Annotated in this window: 20 protein-coding genes; 14 read left to right on the plus strand and 6 right to left on the minus strand. The window is 30.0% G+C overall.

Annotated features, from left to right (window positions below; translation table 11 throughout):
• The first annotated feature begins 143 nt into the window (after positions 1-143).
• The 3 genes from fumC (at position 144) to LQ688_RS00205 (ending at position 5,377) form a co-directional block, all read left to right on the plus strand.
• Positions 144-1,532 carry a class II fumarate hydratase gene (fumC, locus tag LQ688_RS00195; protein WP_103269528.1) on the plus strand — a complete coding sequence of 463 codons (1,389 nt, stop codon included), beginning with the start codon at positions 144-146 and terminating at the stop codon, positions 1,530-1,532.
• Between the two features lie 83 nt (positions 1,533-1,615).
• A complete protein-coding gene (locus LQ688_RS00200; RefSeq protein ID WP_103269529.1) occupies positions 1,616-3,142 on the plus strand; it encodes a Ppx/GppA family phosphatase in 1,527 nt (508 codons plus the stop codon).
• 69 nt (positions 3,143-3,211) lie between these two features.
• The gene (locus LQ688_RS00205) at positions 3,212-5,377 is read left to right on the plus strand and encodes an RNA degradosome polyphosphate kinase (RefSeq protein ID WP_103269530.1); all 2,166 of its coding nucleotides are present in this window, start codon (positions 3,212-3,214) and stop codon (positions 5,375-5,377) included.
• A 217-nt stretch (positions 5,378-5,594) separates the two neighbouring features.
• Here the strand turns inward: LQ688_RS00205 and LQ688_RS00210 are convergent, their stop codons facing one another.
• Positions 5,595-6,416, minus strand: coding sequence for an RluA family pseudouridine synthase (locus LQ688_RS00210; protein WP_016999949.1), 822 nt, complete (start codon positions 6,414-6,416; stop codon positions 5,595-5,597).
• A gap of 183 nt (positions 6,417-6,599) precedes the next feature.
• On the opposite strand from LQ688_RS00210, the gene LQ688_RS00215 reads away from it, so the two are divergent.
• From LQ688_RS00215 to yhaM, 9 genes are all read left to right on the plus strand, one after another.
• Positions 6,600-7,709: a GAF domain-containing sensor histidine kinase gene (locus tag LQ688_RS00215; protein ID WP_016999948.1), complete on the plus strand. Its 1,110-nt coding sequence runs from the start codon at positions 6,600-6,602 to the stop codon at positions 7,707-7,709.
• Positions 7,710-7,730: 21 nt separating this feature from the next.
• Positions 7,731-8,360, plus strand: coding sequence for a response regulator (locus tag LQ688_RS00220; RefSeq protein WP_016999947.1), 630 nt, complete (start codon positions 7,731-7,733; stop codon positions 8,358-8,360).
• Between the two features lie 155 nt (positions 8,361-8,515).
• Positions 8,516-9,793 carry a dicarboxylate/amino acid:cation symporter gene (locus LQ688_RS00225; protein WP_064211358.1) on the plus strand — a complete coding sequence of 426 codons (1,278 nt, stop codon included), beginning with the start codon at positions 8,516-8,518 and terminating at the stop codon, positions 9,791-9,793.
• A 162-nt stretch (positions 9,794-9,955) separates the two neighbouring features.
• Positions 9,956-10,414: an XRE family transcriptional regulator XdrA gene (xdrA, locus tag LQ688_RS00230; RefSeq protein WP_016999946.1), complete on the plus strand. Its 459-nt coding sequence runs from the start codon at positions 9,956-9,958 to the stop codon at positions 10,412-10,414.
• Positions 10,415-10,478: 64 nt separating this feature from the next.
• A complete protein-coding gene (locus LQ688_RS00235) occupies positions 10,479-11,609 on the plus strand; it encodes a DUF445 domain-containing protein (protein WP_147641106.1) in 1,131 nt (376 codons plus the stop codon).
• Positions 11,610-11,683: 74 nt separating this feature from the next.
• Positions 11,684-12,058: a YlbF/YmcA family competence regulator gene (locus tag LQ688_RS00240; protein ID WP_016999944.1), complete on the plus strand. Its 375-nt coding sequence runs from the start codon at positions 11,684-11,686 to the stop codon at positions 12,056-12,058.
• Between the two features lie 218 nt (positions 12,059-12,276).
• The gene (locus LQ688_RS00245; RefSeq protein ID WP_016999943.1) at positions 12,277-13,461 is read left to right on the plus strand and encodes a metallophosphoesterase family protein; all 1,185 of its coding nucleotides are present in this window, start codon (positions 12,277-12,279) and stop codon (positions 13,459-13,461) included.
• A gap of 4 nt (positions 13,462-13,465) precedes the next feature.
• Positions 13,466-16,396 carry an ATP-binding protein gene (locus LQ688_RS00250; RefSeq protein ID WP_239723976.1) on the plus strand — a complete coding sequence of 977 codons (2,931 nt, stop codon included), beginning with the start codon at positions 13,466-13,468 and terminating at the stop codon, positions 16,394-16,396.
• Complete coding sequence (yhaM, locus tag LQ688_RS00255; protein WP_103269534.1) at positions 16,396-17,337, plus strand: 3'-5' exoribonuclease YhaM; 942 nt, start codon at positions 16,396-16,398, stop codon at positions 17,335-17,337. Before LQ688_RS00250 ends, yhaM begins: the two co-directional genes overlap by 1 nt.
• A 336-nt stretch (positions 17,338-17,673) precedes the next feature.
• On the opposite strand, the gene LQ688_RS00260 is transcribed toward yhaM, so the two are convergent.
• From LQ688_RS00260 to LQ688_RS00280, 5 genes are all read right to left on the minus strand, one after another.
• A complete protein-coding gene (locus tag LQ688_RS00260) occupies positions 17,674-18,642 on the minus strand; it encodes a peptidylprolyl isomerase (RefSeq protein WP_017001042.1) in 969 nt (322 codons plus the stop codon).
• A gap of 72 nt (positions 18,643-18,714) precedes the next feature.
• On the minus strand, positions 18,715-19,278 hold the full coding sequence (locus LQ688_RS00265) for a DUF3267 domain-containing protein (protein WP_017001043.1): 564 nt from the start codon (positions 19,276-19,278) through the stop codon (positions 18,715-18,717).
• A 36-nt stretch (positions 19,279-19,314) separates the two neighbouring features.
• The gene (locus LQ688_RS00270) at positions 19,315-19,860 is read right to left on the minus strand and encodes an HTH-type transcriptional regulator Hpr (RefSeq protein WP_017001044.1); all 546 of its coding nucleotides are present in this window, start codon (positions 19,858-19,860) and stop codon (positions 19,315-19,317) included.
• A gap of 95 nt (positions 19,861-19,955) precedes the next feature.
• Positions 19,956-20,333, minus strand: a complete 378-nt coding sequence (locus LQ688_RS00275; RefSeq protein ID WP_017001045.1) for a YtxH domain-containing protein — start codon at positions 20,331-20,333, stop codon at positions 19,956-19,958.
• A 65-nt stretch (positions 20,334-20,398) separates the two neighbouring features.
• On the minus strand, positions 20,399-20,821 hold the full coding sequence (locus LQ688_RS00280; protein ID WP_017001046.1) for an HIT family protein: 423 nt from the start codon (positions 20,819-20,821) through the stop codon (positions 20,399-20,401).
• Positions 20,822-20,950: 129 nt separating this feature from the next.
• Between LQ688_RS00280 and LQ688_RS00285 the strand changes: the two genes are divergently transcribed.
• Complete coding sequence (locus LQ688_RS00285; RefSeq protein ID WP_103269535.1) at positions 20,951-21,688, plus strand: ABC transporter ATP-binding protein; 738 nt, start codon at positions 20,951-20,953, stop codon at positions 21,686-21,688.
• Positions 21,681-22,901, plus strand: a complete 1,221-nt coding sequence (gene ecsB / locus LQ688_RS00290; RefSeq protein ID WP_239723978.1) for an ABC transporter permease EcsB — start codon at positions 21,681-21,683, stop codon at positions 22,899-22,901. The genes LQ688_RS00285 and ecsB overlap by 8 nt, the downstream gene beginning before the upstream one ends.
• Positions 22,902-22,931 lie beyond the last annotated feature (30 nt).

Consider the following 22,931-nt stretch of genomic DNA (forward strand, 5'->3'; position numbering starts at 1 on the left):
ATTGAATTATGCACTTTTACGATTGTATATTGTTTACAAATTTGAATTATCAGACTACTAACAGTTTTATTCATTATATTTATAGGCTATAATAAAGGTGAAGTTAAATTGATTTAAACATGTAATAAAGGGGAGTAATGTAAATGGATTACAGAATTGAACATGATACTTTTGGTGAAATAAAAGTACCGAGTGACAAGTTTTGGAAAGCACAAACACAAAGAAGTAAACAAAATTTCCCAGTTGGTAAGGAACAAATGCCAATTGAAGTAATATACGGATTCGCTCATTTGAAAAGAGCGGCAGCTATTGCTAATCATGAACTAGGTAAGCTATCAGATGATAAGAAAGATGCTATCGTATATGCTACTGATGAAATTTTAAAAGGTAACTTAGATGAACATTTTCCATTAGTTGTATGGCAAACAGGTAGTGGTACACAAAGTAATATGAACGTTAACGAAGTTGTTAGTTACGTTGCAAACAACTATTTAGAAGAAAAAGGTTCAGAGGAAAATGTACATCCAAATGACCACGTCAACATGTCTCAAAGTTCGAATGATACATATCCAACTGCGATGCATGTGGCATTATATCATGAAATAGAATCAAAATTATTACCTGCATTAAGTAAGTTAAGAGATACATTTAAAGAGAAAGAAACTTCTTTCGAAGACATTATTAAAATAGGTAGAACGCATCTTCAAGATGCAACACCATTAACTTTAGGACAAGAAGTAAGCGGTTGGAGATACATGTTGGATAAATGTGAATCTTTATTAAATGAATCTAAAGGTCAGCTACTTAACTTAGCAATAGGCGGTACAGCAGTAGGTACTGGTATAAATGCTCATCCTGAATTTGGAGATAAAGTTGCGAAACAAATTGCTGAACAATTAGGTTATCCATTTGTTTCTTCTGAAAATAAATTCCATGCTTTAACAGCTCATGATGAAGTTGTTTATGTACATGGTGCACTTAAAGCATTAGCTAGTGATTTAATGAAGATAGCGAATGATGTAAGATGGTTATCTTCAGGTCCTAGAGCAGGTCTAGCGGAAATTTCAATCCCTGAAAACGAACCTGGATCTTCAATTATGCCGGGTAAAGTAAACCCAACGCAATGTGAAATGCTAACAATGGTATCAGTTCAGGTAATGGGTAACGATACTACGGTTGGAATAGCAGCATCACAAGGTAATTTTGAATTAAACGTATTCAAACCTGTAATATTATACAATACATTACAATCAATTTATTTATTAGCAGATGGTATGGAAACATTCAATGATAACTGTGCAATAGGTATTGAGCCTATTGATGAAAATATTGATAAATATTTAAATCAATCATTAATGTTAGTTACTGCTTTAAATCCACATATTGGATATGAAAATGCAGCTTCAATAGCTAAAAATGCTCATAAAAATGGTTTAACATTGAAAGAATCTGCAGTACAGTCTGGTCTATTAACAGAAGAACAATTTGACGAATGGATCAAACCAGAAGACATGATAAGCTCTAAAGAATAATAGCAGCTATTAGAAATATAAAGAAGTCAAAAAGGTGCTATAGGCACCTTTTTGCATATCAAAAGATACACTCGGAGGTATATATGAAGAGAATAGGTTTAATTGACATCGGTTCAAATACTATTAGACTCGTTATTTTTGAATGTTCAGATGAAACAGGATTAAATGAATTACAAAACATTAAAACCCCAGCTAGATTAAGTCAATATTTAACAGAAGATAAAGTTATGACTGAAGAAGGTATCGAAATATTAAGTGAAACATTATATAGTTTCAAAAAAGTTGCTATGAAGTTCAATGTAGATGAATTAGTTCCTGCAGCCACTGCAGCTGTTAGACAATCGAATAATTTAAATGAGATTAAAGAAAAAGTAAAAACTAAAACAGGTTTAGATATAGAAGTCATTCCTGATGAAGATGAAGCATTTTATGGTTTCTTTGCAGCTACTCATACGCTTAATATTCAAAATGGAATCACCGTAGATATCGGTGGTGGTTCAACAGAAATTACACATTTTGAAAATAAAAAACTAATGAATGCAGTAAGTTTCCCATTTGGAGTTGTAACGCTACAAAAAATGTTCTTTGAAGGAAAAAATCATAACGATAAGAACGCTATAAAAAAATGTGAAAAATATGTTAAAGATCAATTTGAATCAGAAAAATGGATTAAAAATAAAGAATTACCAATTATAGGTATCGGTGGTTCTGCACGAAATAATGCGAGAATTCATCAATCTTTACATAATTATCCGATAGCAGGTGTTCATGGTTATGACATGAATAAAAAAGGTTTAGAAGAAGTGTTTGATGTATTGAAAAAATCAGACAAAAACGATTTGAAAGATTTAGATGGATTAAGTAGAGATAGAGTAGATATTATTATGCCAAGTTCAATTGTATTTAATACATTATTCGAGGTTGTAGATGCAACAGAATTTAGTTTCTCTAGAAAAGGTTTAAGAGAAGGACTTGTTATGACCATATTAAAAGAAGATTTTTCCAAAGCTTTTAATAAAGATAATGTGGCCACTGATGCACTTAAATATTTAGCAAATGAGTACAATATTAATCCTTCTAATGGACGACAACGGGTAAAACTTGCAGAAACTCTACTAAATAAAGTAATGGAAATAAATGATATTACTATTTCTGAAAGTGATAAATCATTATTTAAAGATGCTGCTTATTTATACTATTTAGGTTCATTTATTGATGCAGATTCCAGTTCTCAACACACATATTATATAATCGCAAATAGTAGTATCAATGGATTGTCACATAAAGAGAGAGTGAAATTAGCTTTATTAGCAAGTTTTAAAAATAAAACTTTATTAAAATTTTATGCAAAAGAAACTAATTGGTTCAAAACTAATGAGATAGATCAAATACAGAAGCTAGGCGGTTTAATTAAATTTGCTCATGCACTTAATGTATCAAATACAGACTGTGTTGATTCATTAACATTGACAGAATCTAAAGATGAATATGTACTAGAAGTACAATATGTAACAGATCCAATAGCGGAGCAATATCAATCTGAAAGACAGAAGAAACATATAGAAAAATTATTACCAAAAAAACTTAATATAAAATTTACTCAAGATTAATGTTTATACGTTTTAATAGAACAGTACTAACTTTTTAAACGATGCAAATTTGTAAAGGGTGTGGTAATTATGGGAGAACAAGCTAAACAATATAATCTAGATAATTCAAAATACTATAATAACAGAGAACTTAGTTGGTTAGACTTTAATTACCGTGTTCTTGAAGAAGCATTTGATTCTAATAATCCATTACTTGAACAATTAAAATTTATAGCAATTCACAGTTCTAATTTAGATGAGTTCTTTATGGTGAGAGTGGCCGGGTTAAAAGACCAAATTAAAATGAACTTTAATGAACCTGAGAACAAAGCGCAATTAACACCTAAAGAACAACTTATTTGTATTGAAGAAAAAAATAGAATCAATGTCGATTTGCAATATAAAAGATTTAATGAATTAAAAGAAAAATTAAAAACTTATAATATTTATATTACTCAACCAGAAAGGTTACCAGACATTCTAATTAAACAATTACACGCTCAATTCAACTCAGAAATACTGCCAACTTTATCACCATTAGGCATTGATGCATATAGACCATTACCCAAATTAAATAATAAAATGCTTAATTTATTTGTGGATATAAAACTAGATGATGGAGAAATCAGATCAGCAATTGTACCCGTTCCAGTTCTATTGGACAGAATTATTAAACTTGAACACGAAGGTAAAAAATATATTGTATTTCTTGAAGATGTGATTTCTTTATTCATCGAACAATTATTCAATGGTTATGAAGTCATTAATACTTATACTTTTAGAGTTACAAGAAATGCAGATTTAACGATACATGAAGATGGTGCGGAAGATTTACTTATTGAAATTGAAAGATTTTTAAAAGAAAGAAAAAGTGGTGTGGCTGTCCGATTAGAAATTGACAGTAGACATATTGATTCTGAAGTAAAAAGTATATTTCTCATGAATGAGTTTGAAATAGATAATCATGATATATACAGGGTAAATGGGCCTGTAGATTTAACTGTTTTATTTTCGTTAGTTAGTCAATTGGAGGATTTGTTACCGAATGAATTATTCAAACCACATACGCCTCAAATTCCTGCGTCTTTAAATAAAAATAATATATATGAGTTAGCATTAGAAAAAGATATATTCTTCCATCACCCATACGAATCATTTAAACCAATTGTAGAGTTTATTAAAGAAGCTTCTGAAGACCCTGATACACTTGCCATTAAACAAACACTTTACCGTGTAAGTAGTGATTCACCTATTATTCAAGCGTTGAAAAATGCTGCAGAAAATGGTAAACAGGTTACTGTATTAGTAGAATTAAAAGCAAGGTTTGACGAAGAAAATAATGTGCAGTGGGCTAAAATGCTAGAAGATGCAGGTTGTAATGTTATTTATGGAATGACATTTTTAAAGACACATAGTAAAATTACTCTCGTGATAAAGCGTGTTAACGGTAAAGTTATGCCGTTTGTACATTTAGGAACAGGTAACTATAATGATAAAACTGCAAAATTATATACAGACATGGGCATCATTACTACTAATCCAGATATAGGAGAAGATGCGATTAATTTCTTTAATTATTTAAGTGGTTATTCATTAAAGCCAAATTATAATGAGCTGATTGTAGCGCCATTTGAAATAAGAGATGTATTTGTTGATCACATAGATCAAGAAATTGAAGCTCATAAAGAACATGGTAATGGACTTATTATTGCTAAGATGAATTCTTTAACAGATAAAAAGGTCATAAAGAAATTATTTGAAGCTTCTCAAAATGGAGTGAAAATTAAACTGATAATTCGTGGTATCTGTTGTTTAAAGCCAGGTATACAAGGTGTAAGTGAAAATATAGAAGTAATTAGCATTGTGGGGAGATATCTAGAACATTCTAGAATATATTATTTTTATCATAACGGTGAAGAAAAAATGTACTTATCATCAGCAGATATGATGACAAGAAATATGATAAAACGAGTTGAAATTTTATTTCCAATTTTAGATGAAAGCATCGTTAAAAGATTAAAAGACTATTTGAATTTACAACTTGATGATGGACTGAAGGGAAGGATCCAAGATTCAAATGGAAAGTATCATTACAATGATGCTGGAAACAAACAAGCTAGTTCTCAACAAATATTGATGGAAGAAGCAATTCTTAAGGCTAAACAATTACAGCAAAGTGAAATTAAAATAGGAAAACCAATAAGAAGTAAAAAATCTAATTTATTTAATAAATTCAAACGAAGGTTTAAAAGATAAATAATTATAAGTAATGTATCCTTGAAAACATATAATTAGAGTCTGGGACATAAAATAATTGTCCCAGACTCTCTTTTTGTATTGGCAGTAGCTGACTGGTATGAAAATGCGCTTATATCAAGCTTTTTTCATATCTAGTCATCCTTGTCGGGGTGGGACTACGAAATCTTTTTAATAAAATGAGATTTCTGTCCCACCCCCTAATTCATTTTATATTTTAATCTTCAAGCGTAACTGAAACGAATTCATCTTTAAATGGATGTTCAAATTCAATTTTGTAACTGTGCAGTTTCAATTGTCTCAGTTTACTATTGTTATAAAGTGGATCTCCAACTACTGGATGACCAATCTCTGCTAAGTGTACACGGATTTGGTGTGTTCTACCTGTGTCTAATTTTAGTTCGACTTCTGCTGTGTGCTCATCAAGCATATGACTTTCAAGAATATGTGTTACAGCGCGCTGACCAGTAGGTGATACGCGACGTTTATTAGGGTGAAACTTATCTTTACCGATAGGCATATCGATTGTTTGTGGTTTCAAAGGCAATAAACTATCTACTTGTGCTTTATAAGTACGCGTAATTTGTCTATCTTCTAGCATACGATCCAATATTTTTTTAGCAATAGGATGTTTTGCTACTAGTAATAACCCAACTGTTTCCTGATCTAATCTGTGCACGGGCTCTACATAATCAGAATCTATAGTATAAATAGCATGGTTCATTAAAGTATTTGCTTCTTGTAAATCGTTAGGATGAGTTTTAACGCCTTTAGGTTTTACAACGATTGCAAAATATTCATCTTCATATTTAACTTCAGCAAGACGATAGCTTGATACATACTGACTTGTTTCATTTAAGACAGGAATATGAAGTTTATCTCCTTTTGACACATGACTACGTAACGTGCTTGGTTCGTTATTAAGTGTTATTTCTTTAGACATTCTCAATAAATGTAATTCTTTCTTAGGTAATTGCAAAGATTTAAACATTTCTTCTATTGTTTGTCCTTCGTATTTCGATGGTATTATTATTTTCATGATATCCTCCAAGAATATTTAGCTTAAAATCGGAAAAATGATGTTATAACTAAATTTAAGTTATAATTAGTATAACAAGAAAATTACATAAGAAGTATCTTTACCGCTTAATTTAAACATTTAAATGATAAAGAGATGGTATGTATAATAGGTGTATAACCAATGATGATAAAGGTGATGTAAATGGAGAAACCGACACGTACAAGTTTATTGAAAGAAATTGCAGAGTTTTTAAATGAAGAAACAGAAATGTATAGTATGATGCATGGTGCTCTTAAAAAATTAGTGAATGGAAGTAATTTTCATACAGGGTGGATTTTTTTCATTGATGAAGAAGGACGTCATGAATTAGTTGCAGAAGAAGCATTACCGCCTGCTTTAACACATAATGATTGTCAATATATGACTGAAGGTACGTGTTGGTGTGTCACAGCTTATCATAATAAAAAATTAACAAAAGCCTCTAATATTATTAATTGTTCTAGAATTGTTAAGGCAACTAGAGAACATCATGATAAAACAGATGGTATTACTCATCACGCTACAGTGCCTTTAAGATCAGGAAATGAACAATTTGGCTTATTAAACATTGCTACGCCAGAAACAAAAAGATATTCTGAAGAAGACTTAGAATTATTAGAATCAGTAGCTTTTCAAATAGGTTCAGCAATCAAAAGGATTATATTAACAGATCAAGAAAAAGAAGCTGCAAGAATAAATGAAAGAAACAGATTAGCGAGAGACTTACATGACTCAGTAAATCAAATGTTATTTTCTTTAAAGATTACAGCTCATGCTGCTAAAGGTATCACAGATCACGAAGAGGCTAAAAAAGCATTCCAAACAATTGAAGAAACAAGTCAAAGTGCGGTAAATGAAATGAGGGCTTTAATTTGGCAATTAAAACCTGTTGGTCTAGAAAACGGTCTTATTTCTGCAATTAAACAATACAGTCAATTTATTCACGTTGAATCTGAATTTGAAGTTGAAGGTTTAATTGACTTACCGAATACAATAGAAGAGAATGTTTATCGCATTATTCAAGAATCATTAAATAATATTAAGAAACACTCTGGAACACATCATGCCAACATTTATATGGAACAAAACAAATTACAATTTAAAGTGGTTATTATAGATGAAGGCATAGGATTTGAAAGTAGTAAAACAGAAAAAACAGTTTCTAATGGTTTAAGAAATATGAAACAGCGTGCACAAGTTATGAAAGGACATATAGAAGTCAGTTCTAGTACAAATAAAGGTACCAAAATAGAATTAACAATACCACTTTAAATGTGATTAGGGGTTGTAAAAATGAATTATCAAGTAATATTAGTGGATGACCACCATATAGTAAGACAAGGGTTAAGATTTTTGATTGATACAGTAAAAGATTTTAATATCGTAGCAGATTTTCCAACTGGAAAATTATTGTTAGATTATTTAGAAGAAAATGAACAACCAGATATCATATTGCTAGATTTAGTAATGCCTGAGATGAACGGTATTGAAATAACTGGTATTCTAAAGAAAAAATATCCAAACGTAAAAGTATTAGTTTTAACGAGCTTTCTTGATGAAGAACATGTCATATCCGCGCTTGATAAAGGAGCGGATGGATATGAAATAAAAGATGTAGAACCAGAAGCACTGATACAAACAATAAGAGACGTATTAAAAGGTGAACGAAAAATTCACCCTAAAGTTCAATCTGTTATCTCTGAAAGTGAACAAAAACCACACAGAGCTAATAAATTATCAAAGAGGGAAATAGAAGTACTAAAAGAGATGGTAAAAGGGAAAACTAATAAAGAAATAGCAGAAACACTTTTTGTATCTGAAAAAACGATAAAAACCCATGTTAGCCATATATTAAATAAGCTTAAAGTTTCAGATAGAACTCAAGCTGCTGTTTACGCTATGGAACACCAATTAATCAATTAAATACTTGATTATTTCAATGAGTTAATATCAAAATTTTGATATTAACTCATTTTTTTGTATAAAATTTTAAATAAGTCTTACAAAAAGAAAGCGCTTACTATATAATGATAACATGGAGAAATTATTTTACGCTAACAATTGGGGGTAGTATAAATATGAAAGTAAAAAAGAATTTAACTTTAAAGATTGTTATAGCGTTAATATTAGGTATAGCAGTGGGATCTATATTTAATATTTTCGAAGGTAATAGTTTTGTTCAAAATACTAATCAGTATGTATTTAATGTACTAGGGCAAATATTTCTGAATCTAATATTCATGTTAGTAGTACCAGTAGTGTTTGTTTCTATCGTATTAGGTGTTGTAGGTGTCGGTGATCCTAAGCTGCTTGGTGGTATTGGTTTAAAGACCGTTATCTTTTTCTTAACAACAACAGCTATTGCAATAATTATCGCAATGGCTTTAGCACTTGTATTTAAACCAGGTGCTGGCCAAGGAGACTTATTAAATAGTGACGAAGTTAAGAAATATGGAGCTGAACAGAAAGCTAAATCTGGGGATGCTGAAGCACCAGAAAATCAAACATTCGATCAAACGCTCATTAATTTATTCCCTAAAAATCCAATGCAGTCTATGGTTGAACAAGATATGTTACCAATTATCACATTTGCGATTTTCATTGGTATAGGAATGATAGCATTAGGTAATAAAATTGAAGTCGTCAGGACTTTTCTCGAACAGACCAATGATATACTCATGTATATCGTTACAATGATTATGAATGTATTTGCTCCAATAGGTACATTTGGCCTAGTTGCAACGGCATTCACGAATGCCGGTTTTGGAGCTATCAAGCAACTAGGTATGTACTTCGTCATTGTATTGTTGGCTTTATTCATCCATTTCTTTGTTGTTTATGGTGGAGCAGTCAAATTCTTAGCAGGAAAAAATCCTTTATGGTTCTTTAAAAAGTTCTTACCAGCAATTGCTGTAGGATTTAGTTCATCTAGTTCAAATGCAACGTTGCCTATCTCTCTAGAATGTACAAAAGATATGGGAGTTAGAAAGGAAGTTAGTTCATTTGTTCAACCACTTGGTGCAACAATCAACATGGATGGGACAGCCATAATGCAAGGTGTAGCTACAATATTCATTGCTCAAGTATCTGGAATAGACTTGACAGTAATGCAAATGGTTACTGTAGTTATAATAGCTGTTATAGCATCTATTGGTACAGCTGGTGTACCTGGGGTGGGATTAGTGATGTTAGCTATGATTTTAACATCAATCGGTATAAACCCAGCCGCAATCGGTATGATTATCGGTATAGATAGATTATTAGACATGACACGTACATCAGTAAATATTACAGGCGATGCAGCATGTGCATTAATTCTTTCTGAGAGAGAAAAGTCAAAATTGGCGAAAAATTAACATTTCAACGTATTAAAGAGATAAATTGATAAAAAATCAATTTATCTCTTTTATTTTTATGCAAAATGTATTATGATGATACTTGTGCTCGAAAAAATCGTGTATTTTTGCAACATAATATAATAAATTAATAATAGAATTTAAATAGAAAGGTAGTTATTGATGGATAAACAAACTTTTACAACGATAATTCAAACAAAATTTAAAATGGTTCGTATTGAGGCAGGTTATACTCAAGATACAATGGCGAATACAGTAGGATTATCTAAAAAAACTTTAGTACAAATAGAAAAAGAACGTGTATTACCAAACTGGACAACTTGTGTATCTATCTGTGCATTATTCAGAGATTCAGACGTTTTAAACACAACATTTGGTTGTGACCCTCTAGAGGTAATTCAAATTATTTCTCGTCATCATTGTGCATATCCAAACCATGATAATACGAGTGATATTTATTGGACTACTATTGATGCAAAATCAGGCTACATTTTACAATCTAATAAAAAAACAGATTTGTATAGAGTTTTAAATGACGAACGTCAACCAATATTTGGTACTGCGAAGAAACGTGAAGCAGAAACATATTTCTTACGTAAAACTCAATCATTATTTGTTTAATATTTGTGAAAAGCTACTTCTTAGATTATTCTAAAGAAGTAGCTTTTTTTAAAGGAGAACAGATATGACAATTATATTAACAATAATAGGAATGATGATAATAGGTTCAATTATTGGTGGCTTTACTAACTTTGTCGCTATTAAAATGTTATTTCATCCATACCATGAAAAGAAAATTTTTGGTTATAAACTACCATTTACTCCAGGACTTATTCCAAAAAGAAGAAATGAATTATCGGAAAAAGTAGGTCAGATGGTAACAAACCATTTATTGACTCCGGAAGTATTTAAAGAAAAACTTGTTAACCCTAATACTAAAAGTGTTCTTGAAGATACAATTAAAGTTCAATTTAAAACATTAAAAGAAAAAAACTACACACCACAAGATTTTATAAATAGAATTGATTATCCATTGGAAGAAAAATTAAATGAAACTTTAAAACATACAATAGAACAAAAAGTGGATAAATATTATGAAATTCATCAAAAAGATGCAATTCATAGTTTAATCCCTGAAGAAATATATGAGGATTTAAGTCGACAAGTGAATCGTGTTACACCTGAGATATTATCGAAAATGGATATTTATTTAGCATCTGATAAAGGCAAAAATGATATATATACAATGGTAGAAGAATTTTTCGAACAAAAAGGAAAAATGGTGGGCATGATTCAAATGTTTATGACTACTGAAGACATTGTATATAAGGTTCGAAAAGAACTGAGAAATGTAATTAAGCAAGAAAAAATTCATAATATGATTGATTTACAAGTACAAACACAATATGAAAAGTGGATGTCAAAATCATTAGATGAAGTTGTTACACTTGGAAGGAAAGATAAGGCAAAAGTTCTTATCGCTGAAGAAATAACTGAATCTGTTAATGTGCATAAATATTTAAACACACCATTATATGAACTTGTACCAAGTTTATTTGAATATATGGAAGGTAAAGGTACAGAAAGATTTATTGACTATATGATTCAAAAAGTTGGAGATAATATTAGTTTAATTCTAGAAAGAATGAAATTAGCAGAATTGATTAAAGAACAAATTGATCGCTTCGAATTGTCATATCTTGAAAAGTTAGTAATAGAAATTTCAAACAAAGAGTTGAAATTAATCACATTACTAGGATTTGTATTAGGTGGCATAATAGGCTTGTTCCAAGGTATAATCGCTATTTTTGTATAAGCTTTCGAAGTGTGATACAGTATTATTGGAATTGATATTCTAATACACTTTTTAATTATAGGAGCGAATTTATTATGGCAGAAGTAAATATTTATGACAAAGCGAATGAACTAGAACAAACTTTACGTGAAAGCAACGAATATAACAAAATTAAAGAGCAATACGAAAAAGTAAATGCTGACCCAGAAACTAAAAAATTATTCGATGAATTCCGTGAAGTTCAACTAGATTTACAAAACAAACAAATGCAAGGCGAAGAAATCTCAGAAGTAGATATCGCTAGAGCTCAAAAGTCAGCACAAGAAATTGAGCAAAACGAAACAATTTCTGAATTAATGCAAGCTGAACAAGCTATGAGTCAACTTATTCAAGATTTAAACCGTGTTATCATGAAACCATTAGAAGATATTTATGGTAGTCTTGAAGATAATCAAGAAGGTCAACAATAATTCTTAATTTCAAAAGTCTTGTTAGGTACGTAGTCGTATCTAACAAGACTTTTTTTAGGTTTAAACCGTTGTTTATTAGCTTTGTCATGTATCGTATATGCCTTGAATATGGTAAAATTAATACATTAAAAGACTACTTATTAATCTGATTATTCTATTGAATTGTGCTTGAATAAAATAATTAAGAAAATGAACTAATAGTGAAAGAGGTTAGTTAAATGATTAAATTTATACATTGTGCAGATTTACATCTTGATAGTCCATTTAAATCTAGACATTATTTAAGCCCTTCTATTTTAAACGATGTTAAACAGAGTGGTTATAATAGTTTTACTAATATTATTGATGATGCAATAAAAGAACAAGTTGACTTTGTTATTATTTCAGGTGATTTATTTGATCAAGATAACAGAACTTTACGTGCGGAAGTTTACTTGAGAGAACAATTTAAAAAGCTAGAACAAGAACAAATATTTGTATATATTATCCATGGTAATCACGACCCATTATCAGATTCAGTTCATACTGTTTGGCCAGAAAACGTTACGGTATTTAGTGATAAAGTTTCAACATATCAACTTATCACAAAAAATGGTCAAGTCGTTTATTTACATGGATTTAGTTATCAAAAAGATGCAAGTTATGAAAATAAAGTTGATGAATACCCTGAATCAACTGGCAATAAAGGTATACATATTGGATTACTACATGGAACTTATTCTCAAGCTTCGAATGTCAAAAACAGATATACTGAATTTAATGTGGAAGACTTAAACAGTAAACTTTATCATTACTGGGCTTTAGGACATATACACGAGCGCCAAATGATTAGTGAACTATCTCAAATTCACTATCCAGGTAATATTCAAGCACGTCATTTTAAAGAAAAAGGCGAAAAAGGCTATTTATTAGTAGAAGGTGATGAGGCGAAGTTAGAAGCCAGATTTAAACCGACACAATATATACGTTTTGAAAAAGCTATAATTGAAACAAAAGCTAAAGGTAAACATGCATTGTACGAAGCGATTCAAAAGTTCAAAGATAGTGTGCGAACTGAAGGGAAAGCCTTCTACCAATTAGACGTATATGTAAAGCATGATGAAGTACTTAAGCAAGAAGAAATTAATCAAGTTATTCAATTGATTCAAGAGTATGAAGAAAATCAAACTAATTTTATTTTTATTGAAGAATTAAATGTATTTTATGAACAAGATTCTGAAGTGATGTTAGCTAACGAATTTAATGATGATATTTTAGAAGATGACCAAATATTAGAAGATGCATTGAGCGATTTATATATGAATCCTAAAGCAAATCGTTTCCTAGAACCGTTTAGTGATATTGATAAAGAAGCACTCATTGAACGTGGCGAAGAAATTTTAAAAAGAAGAATGAGAGGTTAAAGCGATGAAATTAAAATCATTAGAAATTTATGGCTATGGCCAACTCATGTCTCGTAAAATTAAATTTGACCAAAGTTTTATGCAGATTTATGGAGAGAATGAAGCCGGTAAATCCACTATACAAGCATTTATTCATTCTATTCTATTTGGGTTTCCAACAAAGAAAGAAAATGAACCGAGACTAGAGCCACGATTAGGCAATCAATACGGCGGTAAATTAGAACTAGATTTTGATGATCAAAGTGTAGAAGTTGAACGCGTTAAAGGTCGTGTTACTGGAGACGTTAAAGTTTATCTCCCAAACGGTAAAGTTAAAGATGAAGAATGGCTTAAACAAAAACTAAATTTCATTAATAAAAAAACATATCAAGGTATTTTTTCATTTAATGTTTTAGGATTACAAGACATTCATAAAAATTTAACTGAAGATCAATTGCAAATGTATTTATTACAGGCTGGTGCTTTAGGTTCTACAGAATTTACTGGTATGAGTAATTTAATGCAGTTAGAAAAAGATGCATTATATAAGAAAAATGGGAAAAACCCAATTTTAAACGTTCAACTTGAACAGTTAAATGATATAGAAATAAAAATTAAAAACGAAGAAAAGAAAATGGCGGAATATGAACGGTTACAAGATGAAAAAGATAAAGTATCTAGAAGGTTAAACCAACTAAAAGATAATTTAGGTAATCTTACAAATCGTTTATCTAGTAAAGAAAAAGAAATATCTTTACATAAAGATGTAGCTGAATGGAAAGATTTAGAAACAAAATTAAACATCGAACCATATACATTCCCTGAGCAGGGGATAGAGCGTTATGAATCCGCTATTAGAGCTAAAGAAAGTATTAAGCGAGATTTAACTTTACGAAATGAAAAACTTACACAAGTAAATCATACATTAAATCAAGTCAAAGTGATGTCAGAACGTGATGAAAAGGCATTAAATAGCATTCGTCAAAGAGAAACTGATATTAAAGAAAGACATCAAGAATTAAAGCAGTTAAATAAACAAATTGAAGATACAGAACGTGATAATACGTTACTACGTCAAGATATTGGCTGGGATGAAGAATATTTATCTGTAGACACATCTGAAGCAATGAAAACACATATTGCTGAATTAAATAGAATTAAAGATGAAAATATCGCTGAACGTGAACAAATTAAACGTGCGATGAACCAACAAGATATTGAACAAGAGCGTTATAATCATAGCATCGAAAGATTACACAATGACTTAGTTTCAGATGAAAATTATGAACAAAAGAAAGTATATAATCAAAAGGCTTTAGAGCTCGGGGAAAAACGTTCACTCTATCAAAAGATGGAAGACAGTTTTAAAAAGCAAAAAGAAGAAAATGAGAAAAGAACAAAACAATATCGTTTAGGCTCAGTAATTGGTGGAATTCTGTTTGTTGCGATAGCAATATATGCATTTGTTATATCTCAATTTGTATTTTGTGGTATATTTGCCGTTGTTGGTTTATTACTTCTTGTACTATCATTTTTCATTAAAACAAAAGAGTTAGATCATGATGAAGCATTTTCAAGAGAAATTGATGAACTTGAGGAGAAGGTGTCTCAGCTTAAACAGTTTTATAGTTTGGACTTTAATTTAGAAGAACAAACAAAAATAAGACAAGAATTAGATCGTTATTATCAATCACAAGAAATACTTGCTACAAAGCAAGCAGAACTAACTAAAGAATTAGAAAAAGTGGAAGATATCATAGCGAAAAAAGAACGAGCGATTGAGGAAACAAAATCAAGTCTACACGTTTCAAATCAATTATCTTCTCAGTTATTAAATGATGCTCTAAATACAATTAAGAAAATTAAACAAAACAGAATCGAAATAGATAGGCTATCTAAAATAAGAAATGAAAAAGAAGAAACAATAAATGCATTTTACAGAGAAGCTGATAGTATTGTCAGTCATGCTGGTATTCATTATCAAGAAATCTCTTTATTCCATGACGTCAAACAAACTCTAGACGAACAACAAAAAGAATCTAATATTAAAGCGAGAAATATCGAACAACAAGCTTTACTCACAAATGAAATTAACGCTTTAAACGAAAGATTAGAAGAAAATAATAATGTTATACAGACTCTGTTCGATTATATTAATGTACAAGATGAAGAATCTTATTATCGTCATCATAAAGAGTATGTAACGTACCATGAGAATTTAAATAGATTTTCTCAATTAACAAACTATTTAAGTAATCAAAACTATGATTACGACAAAAATACGCAACTTAGTTATATGACGAAAACAGATTTAGAAAATGAAAGAACTCAATTAGAACATCAAGTCGATGAATATAATGATAAATATTTATCAGTACAAGCTGAAATTAGTGATTTAACCGCAAAAATTAACCAGATGGAAACAGATGAAACATTATCTAATTTAAGACATGAATATCATTTATTAAAAGAAAAAGTGAACGAAACAGCAAAAGATTGGGCAGCTTTAAGTTATTTACAAAGCTTAGTTGAAGCTCATATTAAACAAATTAAAGATAAACGTTTACCATTTGTAGTGAAAGATGCCACGGATATCTTAAAAACATTAACAGAAGGTAGATATAATCAAGTTATATATGATGAACAAACGGTGAGTGTAAGGCATGAGAATGGTCAAATATTCCATCCAACTGAATTAAGCCAATCAACTAAAGAGTTATTGTATATTGCTTTAAGATTTAGCTTAATTAAGTCGTTACACAAATATTATCCGTTTCCAATTATTGTTGACGATGCATTTGTTCATTTTGATAAACAACGTAAAGAAATAATGATTAAATATTTAATGTCAATGTCTAAAGATATACAAGTGTTATACTTTACGTGTAATAAAGATAATTCTGTTCCACAAAAACAAACAATAACTCTGACAAAAATAGAAGGAGGCAAGAATTAATGAGAACGATAGAAACACTAAAGCCAGGAGATTCGGTTGATCATTACTTCTTAATACATCGTGCAACTCAAGGCGTAACAGCACAAGGTAAGCCATATATGACACTTTATTTAAAAGATAAAAGCGGAGATATCGAAGCAAAAGTGTGGACTGTCACTAATGAAGACATAAAACAACTTGTTCCAGAAACAGTTATTCGCGTTAAAGGTGATGTTATAGATTACCGTGGACGTAAACAAATGAAAGTAAATAAGTTTAGAGTAGCTACTGAAGAAGACAATGTAAAATTAGAAAACTTTTTAGAAGCAGCACCTCTAACAATTGAAGAAATGTCAGATGAAATCATGACATATGTATTAGATATTGAAAATGCTAAATTACAAAGAATCACACGTATTTTACTAAAAAAATACCAAAAAGATTACTTCACTTTCCCAGCAGCGAGCTCACACCATCATAACTTTGTATCTGGACTAAGTTATCATGTTGTAACGATGTTGAGACAGGCAAAAGCCTTATGTGATATATATCCTATTTTAAATCGTAGTTTATTATACAGTGGCATTATTTTGCATGATTTAGGAAAAGTTAAAGAACTTTCAGGGCCAGTAGCTACAACTTATACAGTGGAAGGTAATTTATTAGGACATATTTCAATTATTAGTGATGAAATATCTCAAGTTGCAAAGGAACATAATATAGAAGGCGAAGAAGTTATGTTACTTAGACATCTTGTCTTAAGTCATCATGGTAAATTAGAATATGGATCGCCTAAACTGCCAATGGTCAAAGAAGCAGAAGTTCTTCACTTCATTGATAATTTAGATGCGAGAATGATGATGTTTGAAAAACATCTTAAAAAAGTAGAAAAAGGACAATTTACAGAACGTATTTTTGCATTAGAAAATAGACAGTTCTATAAACCTGAAACTTTAGATTAATATAACGAGAAATAGGGAGTGGGACAGAAATCTCATTTTATTAAAAAGATTTCGTAGTCCCACCCCCGGCAAGGATGACTAGGTATGAAAAAAGATTGTTATAAGCGCATTTTCATACCAGCCAGCTACTGCCAATACAAAAAAAAGAGTCTGAGACAATTATTAATGTCTCAGACTCTTTTTTATGAGGTAAAGCACGTGGAATATTGCAAGAGAAGGTCCACGTGCAACATAAAGCGACACTTCATATAAAAAATGGGGGTGGGATAAAAATCTCATTATAATAAAAAAGGCTGAGACATGTATTTATGTCCCAGCCGGATTTAGTAGTTTTATTTATTGAGCCGTTTGTTGTTGTGCAGCTTGCATTTGTTGCTGTTGTAGAGCTTTAGCATTTAAGATATTATCTTCGATTGATTTTTTAATATCTTTATCTTTGTAGTCTACTTTGTACTCATCTAATAATTTCTTGTATGCATTAATGATAAGTTTTGGTTCTTTTTGAATTTTCATTTGACGGTATTGTTCTTTTAGGCTTTCTTTTTGTTTTTTACTAGCTTCGCCTTTGTCAGCTCTAATTATATGGTAACCATATTGAGATTTCACGACATCAGAAATTTCTCCGTCTTTAAGTTTAAATAATGATTTTTCAAATGCTTCATCCATTTGACCTTTAAGTACAAATCCTAATGAACCATTTTTATCTTTTGTACCTTCGTCTTGTGTTTCTTCCTTAGCTATTTTATCGAAGTCATCTGGGTTATCTTTGATTTTTTTAAGTAAATCGTCTGCTTTTTTCTTAGCTTCTTTATCACTTAAGCCATCTTTAGAATCTTCAGATTTAACTTTTATTAATATATGAGAGCCTTTTTTAGCATTTTCTTCAATTTCTTTATCAGAAACTTTTATAGAATCGTTAATAAATTCTTCTTGATATTTAGAAGTTTTTTGTGATTCCTTGAAGTCTTTTAAAGTTGCACCAGGTTTCTCTTGTTGCAATGCTTCTTCGAATTTCTTCTTGCCACCATATTGTTCAATTTGCTTATCAACTTGTTTATCTAATTTTTTAGTGTCAACTTTGTCCTCGTATTTATCTTTTAAGACTTTGTTAAGAACAATTTGAAAAGCATTTTGAGCGACTTCATCGCTACCCATTTTATCTAATACGTCTTGAGATGATACATCGCCAGCTTTTGTTTCGATTAAAGTTTCGCCTGAATTATCTGAACCATTACCACAGGCACCTAATGTTAAAACTGATGCTGAAAGTGTTACGGGTAACACTAATTTTTTAATTGATTTCATAAATTAGAACTCCTTTTGTAAGAATACAATGATAAATATAGCACATTTAGGAAATTGATTACAAAAAATATCCTATAAATGTTCTGTATTTAGTGAACGTTTTGTTAACAACTCGATGCCATTCTTTCTTTCTTCTATATAAGTCCCTTTTTTAGTAAACAATATAATTTTTAAATAAAGTAAATCTATAATAGATATACCTATATTAACTGACATAATAAATAAAATATAATGTCCATATTGAGGGATGATATTGATTAGAAAAATAGAAAGTGCAGTTATGGTTACAATAGGGCATATAAGTGCACAACAAAATACAATCTTATTTACTGGTTGATCTACACGTATATTATATAATGGTAGACCACGTTTTGCTTTAGTCGTTTTATTCATCTTAAATGACTTACGATAATAAATGAGTACAATCAGGTGCAAAAATTTATGAATTGGATAAATTAAGCAAAGGACGAATAAGAATAAAATAAACTTATCGTCCTTTAATGGTTGAATTTGTAAATACATGAATATTTCGTAAGTGACGATAAATGTTAAAAATGAAACTAAAGTACTAATTAATACAATTCTCTGTAGTCCATACCGAGATTGTATATTGATGGATTTAGAACATAGAAACATAAGTATGTCACCTTCTCAGATATAATTATCTTGATATTATGCATCATCTTCTGATTGTTCGTCAAGTAGATATTTTTTAAGTTGTTCGTGGTTATCTTCAATATGTTTAATAAAGTCACTACCATAAATTTGACCAACGATATATTTAACATCGGTAAATTCTGGCATATTGAACATAACTTTCTCATAATCAGTAGCTATATCATATAGTCTGTTTGTGTCATTTGAATAACTAAAATAAGTTTTACGTAATACTGACAATCCTTTATCAGTTAACTCTAAATAAGTAGTTCTTTTATCGTGTTGGCTTTTAGGCATTGTTAAATACCCACGTTTTTCTAAGTTTTTAGCAAAATTAAATACTGTAGAAACGTGCATAACACCGTATTTACTAACTTCTGAAATAGTTGCTTCATCTAAGCTTCTTATAATAATTAAAATATGATGTTCATTGATGTTTAAATCAAAAGGTTTTATCCATTGTTGCCAATCCTTTTCGATTGTTTTCCATAAAGCTTTCGATAATTGTGAAACTTTATGAGTGAATAACATTTTCTCTATCATATCCCGTTCATTCGTCATAACAATCTCCCCTTTATTTGTAAAATAAAAGCATGATACTTATGTATCATGCTAAGATGTAACACTTTAATAATATAATAATTTTAACATGTTTTCTATTTTTTTAGAAATGGTAGTTTCGTATTTTGAATTTCTTTTTGAATTTCATTACCACGATTACTTATATTTTCAATATTTTTTTGAATGCGATCAATATTCGGATCGATATCAGCCTTAAATTGACTAATCATCGTTTTTATTTCTTCACTTAATGATTGAATAGCTATTTGACTTTCATCTTTAGTTTTTAAAACATATTCTTTAATTTCTGCTACGTTATCTTTAATTTCATTTATTTGAACTTTTGATCCATCAGCAGTTGATTTTAAATCTGTGCGTAAAGCATCACCTGAACGATCAGTGTTAAGTATTGCTGTTGCAAAACCAGTTGCAAGTCCAACACCTACACCTAAAGCGAATCTTGTAAATTTCATAATTTTTCCTCCTTAGTACTCTTAGTTATTTACTTACCCATTTAAAGAAGAGATAAGCACAATTATTAAAATTGTGATTGGATAGCTTTTGCAATTTCTTCTTTTTTAGCATCGTCTAATTTATCTTCATTTGTTTCCCAAATGTAGCCAAATCCATCGATATCATCTTTATATCTTGGAATAAGGTGGAAGTGTATATGATATACAGATTGTGAAGCAAACTCACCGTTATTTTGAATAATGTTCAAGCCATCAGGATTAAATGCTTTTTTAATGGCATTAGCAACAATTGGTAACGCCTCAGAAATATGTTTCATCGTTTCTGCATCTGTTTCATAAATATTTGGTGAAGCTTTTTTCGGAATTAATAACGTATGACCTTTAGTAACTTGTGAAATATCTAAAAATGCATACACGTGTTCATTTTCATAAATTTTAAATGAAGGAATTTCTCCGTCGATTATTTTGCTGAATATTGTTTCTGACATGTTATCATCTCCTATGTAAATATTATGTTTATTATATCATGCTCAAAGTTTCTTCTCATTAGATTAAGATAATATTTGATGAACGAAACAATAAGAACATGCTACAATGTATTTTGGAGGTGTGTTCACATGGCAATTAAAGTGAATAATTTAACAGGCGGCTATGGCAAGAAAGCTGTCATCCATGATATCTCATTCGAATGTAAAGCTAATGAAGTAGTAGGGCTTATCGGTTTAAATGGAGCAGGGAAAAGTACTACTATTAAACACTTATTAGGATTATTGACACCACAACAAGGTGAGATGTCTGTTAATAATATTGATATAAAATCTGATATAGAATCATATAGAAGAAATCTTACATATATACCGGAAAGTCCAGTATTATATGATGAATTAACATTAGAAGAACATATTTATATGACTGCTATGGCATATGGAATTGATAAGAAAACAGCACTAGATAGAGTGATGCCGTTATTAAAAAGATTAAGACTAGAAAATGAATTGAAAGTATTCCCAATACATTTTTCTAAAGGTATGAAACAAAAGGTCATGATTGTATGTGCATTTTTAGTTGAACCAGCACAATATATTATCGACGAACCATTTTTAGGACTGGACCCTCTAGGTATTCAAACTATGTTAGATCTTATTGTTGAAAGACGAAATCAAGGTGCATCAGTGTTAATGTCTACTCACATATTAGCAACTGCTGAAAGATATTGTGATCGTTTTATTATATTGCATAAAGGTAAACTCATCGCGATGGGAAACTTAGATGAATTAAGGGAAAAGACAGGACTTACAAATGCTACTTTGGATGATATTTATATTCATTTAACACAAGGTGAGACATATGTATGATGCTAAAAGTTTATTTAATACAAGACAAAAAGAAGAGTTAATTGAGAAGTTAAATTATAATAAATTTATATTTAACGGTCACTTTCTTATATTTTTAACAATTATGCTTGGTGCGTTTGCTTTAGGTTATAGTAATTGGCTACAAGATATACCACAAAATATAAATTATAGGTTGATATTAAGCGTAATTTTAGCAGTTGTTTCTATATTTCCACTTAGAACACTTTTCAGAGAAGCGGATAAGTTATATTTATTACCATTTGAAAAACATTTAAGTGTTTATATCAAAAAAGCAATAATATATAGTTATATCAATAGATTGTTTCTACCTATAATCGTATTAATTGTAGGGTTTCCATTATTTTATGAATTATTAGGGAGTAAATTTTATTTATACATTACGGTTATAGTATTAAGTTTTATTTATCCTTTAATGGGGCTCATTATTAAATGGTTTTGGTTAAAGTATGGTCTTGAAGTATGGGGGGCAAACATATTATTATTCATTGTTTATGCCAGTGGTTATTTTATAACGTTAAAAGTAGGGCTATTTTCAGGAATTACGACAATATTAGTACTAATTTCATTAGTCATTTTAATGGAGAGTATTAATAGAGGAACTTTCTATCAATGGGAAACATTAATAGCAATTGAGTATAATCATAAGATGAATTATTATAAGCTTGTAAATATGTTCACAGATGTGAAAGTATTAAATGAAAGAACAGTTCGAAGAAAGTATTTAGATTTATTCTTAAGAATACCATCTTCTAAGAAGTTCAATGAAAATTATATGTACAAATTTCTATTTATAAGAAGTTTTGCGAGAGGGAAAGATGCATTCTTTATTGTATTGAGATTTCTTATTATAGGACTAATACTTATATGGTGGATTGATCAGGCTATTATTTCGGCAATATTAGGCGCACTTATTATGTACTTACTCATTTTACAATTATCGCAGTTTTATAAACAACAAGCGTATGGACTATGGCCACAAGTATGGCCAGTAAATGAAGGTAAAGTCATTAAAGGTTATCATCAATTTTTAATATCTATGATGTGGGTACTAGGTGCTATATTATCAATTATTTATATAGTGAAATTTGTTACGACATCATATTTCTTTATAATATTCTTCATTGTAGGTTGGTTAACTATCGATTCCTCTATTAAAAAAATAAAAAAACATCAAGAACTATTAAGAGATTAAAAAAGGAACGGAACAGAATGACTAGGATTG

Origin of the sequence: Mammaliicoccus sp. J-M40 (genome assembly GCF_022386395.1) — a bacterium.
Classification (GTDB): Bacteria; Bacillota; Bacilli; order Staphylococcales; family Staphylococcaceae; genus Mammaliicoccus; species Mammaliicoccus lentus.

Excerpts from the sequence above, each read along its gene's own strand:
- xdrA (WP_016999946.1), top strand. The coding sequence starts at position 9,956 with ATGGATAAACAAACTTTTACAACGATAATTCAAACAAAATTTAAAATG.
- LQ688_RS00220 (WP_016999947.1), top strand. The coding sequence starts at position 7,731 with ATGAATTATCAAGTAATATTAGTGGATGACCACCATATAGTAAGACAA.
- LQ688_RS00265 (WP_017001043.1), bottom strand. The coding sequence starts at position 19,278 with ATGTTTCTATGTTCTAAATCCATCAATATACAATCTCGGTATGGACTA.
- LQ688_RS00280 (WP_017001046.1), bottom strand. The coding sequence starts at position 20,821 with ATGTCAGAAACAATATTCAGCAAAATAATCGACGGAGAAATTCCTTCA.
- LQ688_RS00270 (WP_017001044.1), bottom strand. The coding sequence starts at position 19,860 with ATGACGAATGAACGGGATATGATAGAGAAAATGTTATTCACTCATAAA.
- LQ688_RS00205 (WP_103269530.1), top strand. The coding sequence starts at position 3,212 with ATGGGAGAACAAGCTAAACAATATAATCTAGATAATTCAAAATACTAT.
- ecsB (WP_239723978.1), top strand. The coding sequence starts at position 21,681 with ATGTATGATGCTAAAAGTTTATTTAATACAAGACAAAAAGAAGAGTTA.
- LQ688_RS00275 (WP_017001045.1), bottom strand. The coding sequence starts at position 20,333 with ATGAAATTTACAAGATTCGCTTTAGGTGTAGGTGTTGGACTTGCAACT.
- LQ688_RS00225 (WP_064211358.1), top strand. The coding sequence starts at position 8,516 with ATGAAAGTAAAAAAGAATTTAACTTTAAAGATTGTTATAGCGTTAATA.
- LQ688_RS00285 (WP_103269535.1), top strand. The coding sequence starts at position 20,951 with ATGGCAATTAAAGTGAATAATTTAACAGGCGGCTATGGCAAGAAAGCT.
- LQ688_RS00245 (WP_016999943.1), top strand. The coding sequence starts at position 12,277 with ATGATTAAATTTATACATTGTGCAGATTTACATCTTGATAGTCCATTT.
- LQ688_RS00235 (WP_147641106.1), top strand. The coding sequence starts at position 10,479 with ATGACAATTATATTAACAATAATAGGAATGATGATAATAGGTTCAATT.
- LQ688_RS00240 (WP_016999944.1), top strand. The coding sequence starts at position 11,684 with ATGGCAGAAGTAAATATTTATGACAAAGCGAATGAACTAGAACAAACT.
- fumC (WP_103269528.1), top strand. The coding sequence starts at position 144 with ATGGATTACAGAATTGAACATGATACTTTTGGTGAAATAAAAGTACCG.
- LQ688_RS00250 (WP_239723976.1), top strand. The coding sequence starts at position 13,466 with ATGAAATTAAAATCATTAGAAATTTATGGCTATGGCCAACTCATGTCT.
- LQ688_RS00210 (WP_016999949.1), bottom strand. The coding sequence starts at position 6,416 with ATGAAAATAATAATACCATCGAAATACGAAGGACAAACAATAGAAGAA.
- LQ688_RS00215 (WP_016999948.1), top strand. The coding sequence starts at position 6,600 with ATGGAGAAACCGACACGTACAAGTTTATTGAAAGAAATTGCAGAGTTT.
- LQ688_RS00260 (WP_017001042.1), bottom strand. The coding sequence starts at position 18,642 with ATGAAATCAATTAAAAAATTAGTGTTACCCGTAACACTTTCAGCATCA.
- yhaM (WP_103269534.1), top strand. The coding sequence starts at position 16,396 with ATGAGAACGATAGAAACACTAAAGCCAGGAGATTCGGTTGATCATTAC.
- LQ688_RS00200 (WP_103269529.1), top strand. The coding sequence starts at position 1,616 with ATGAAGAGAATAGGTTTAATTGACATCGGTTCAAATACTATTAGACTC.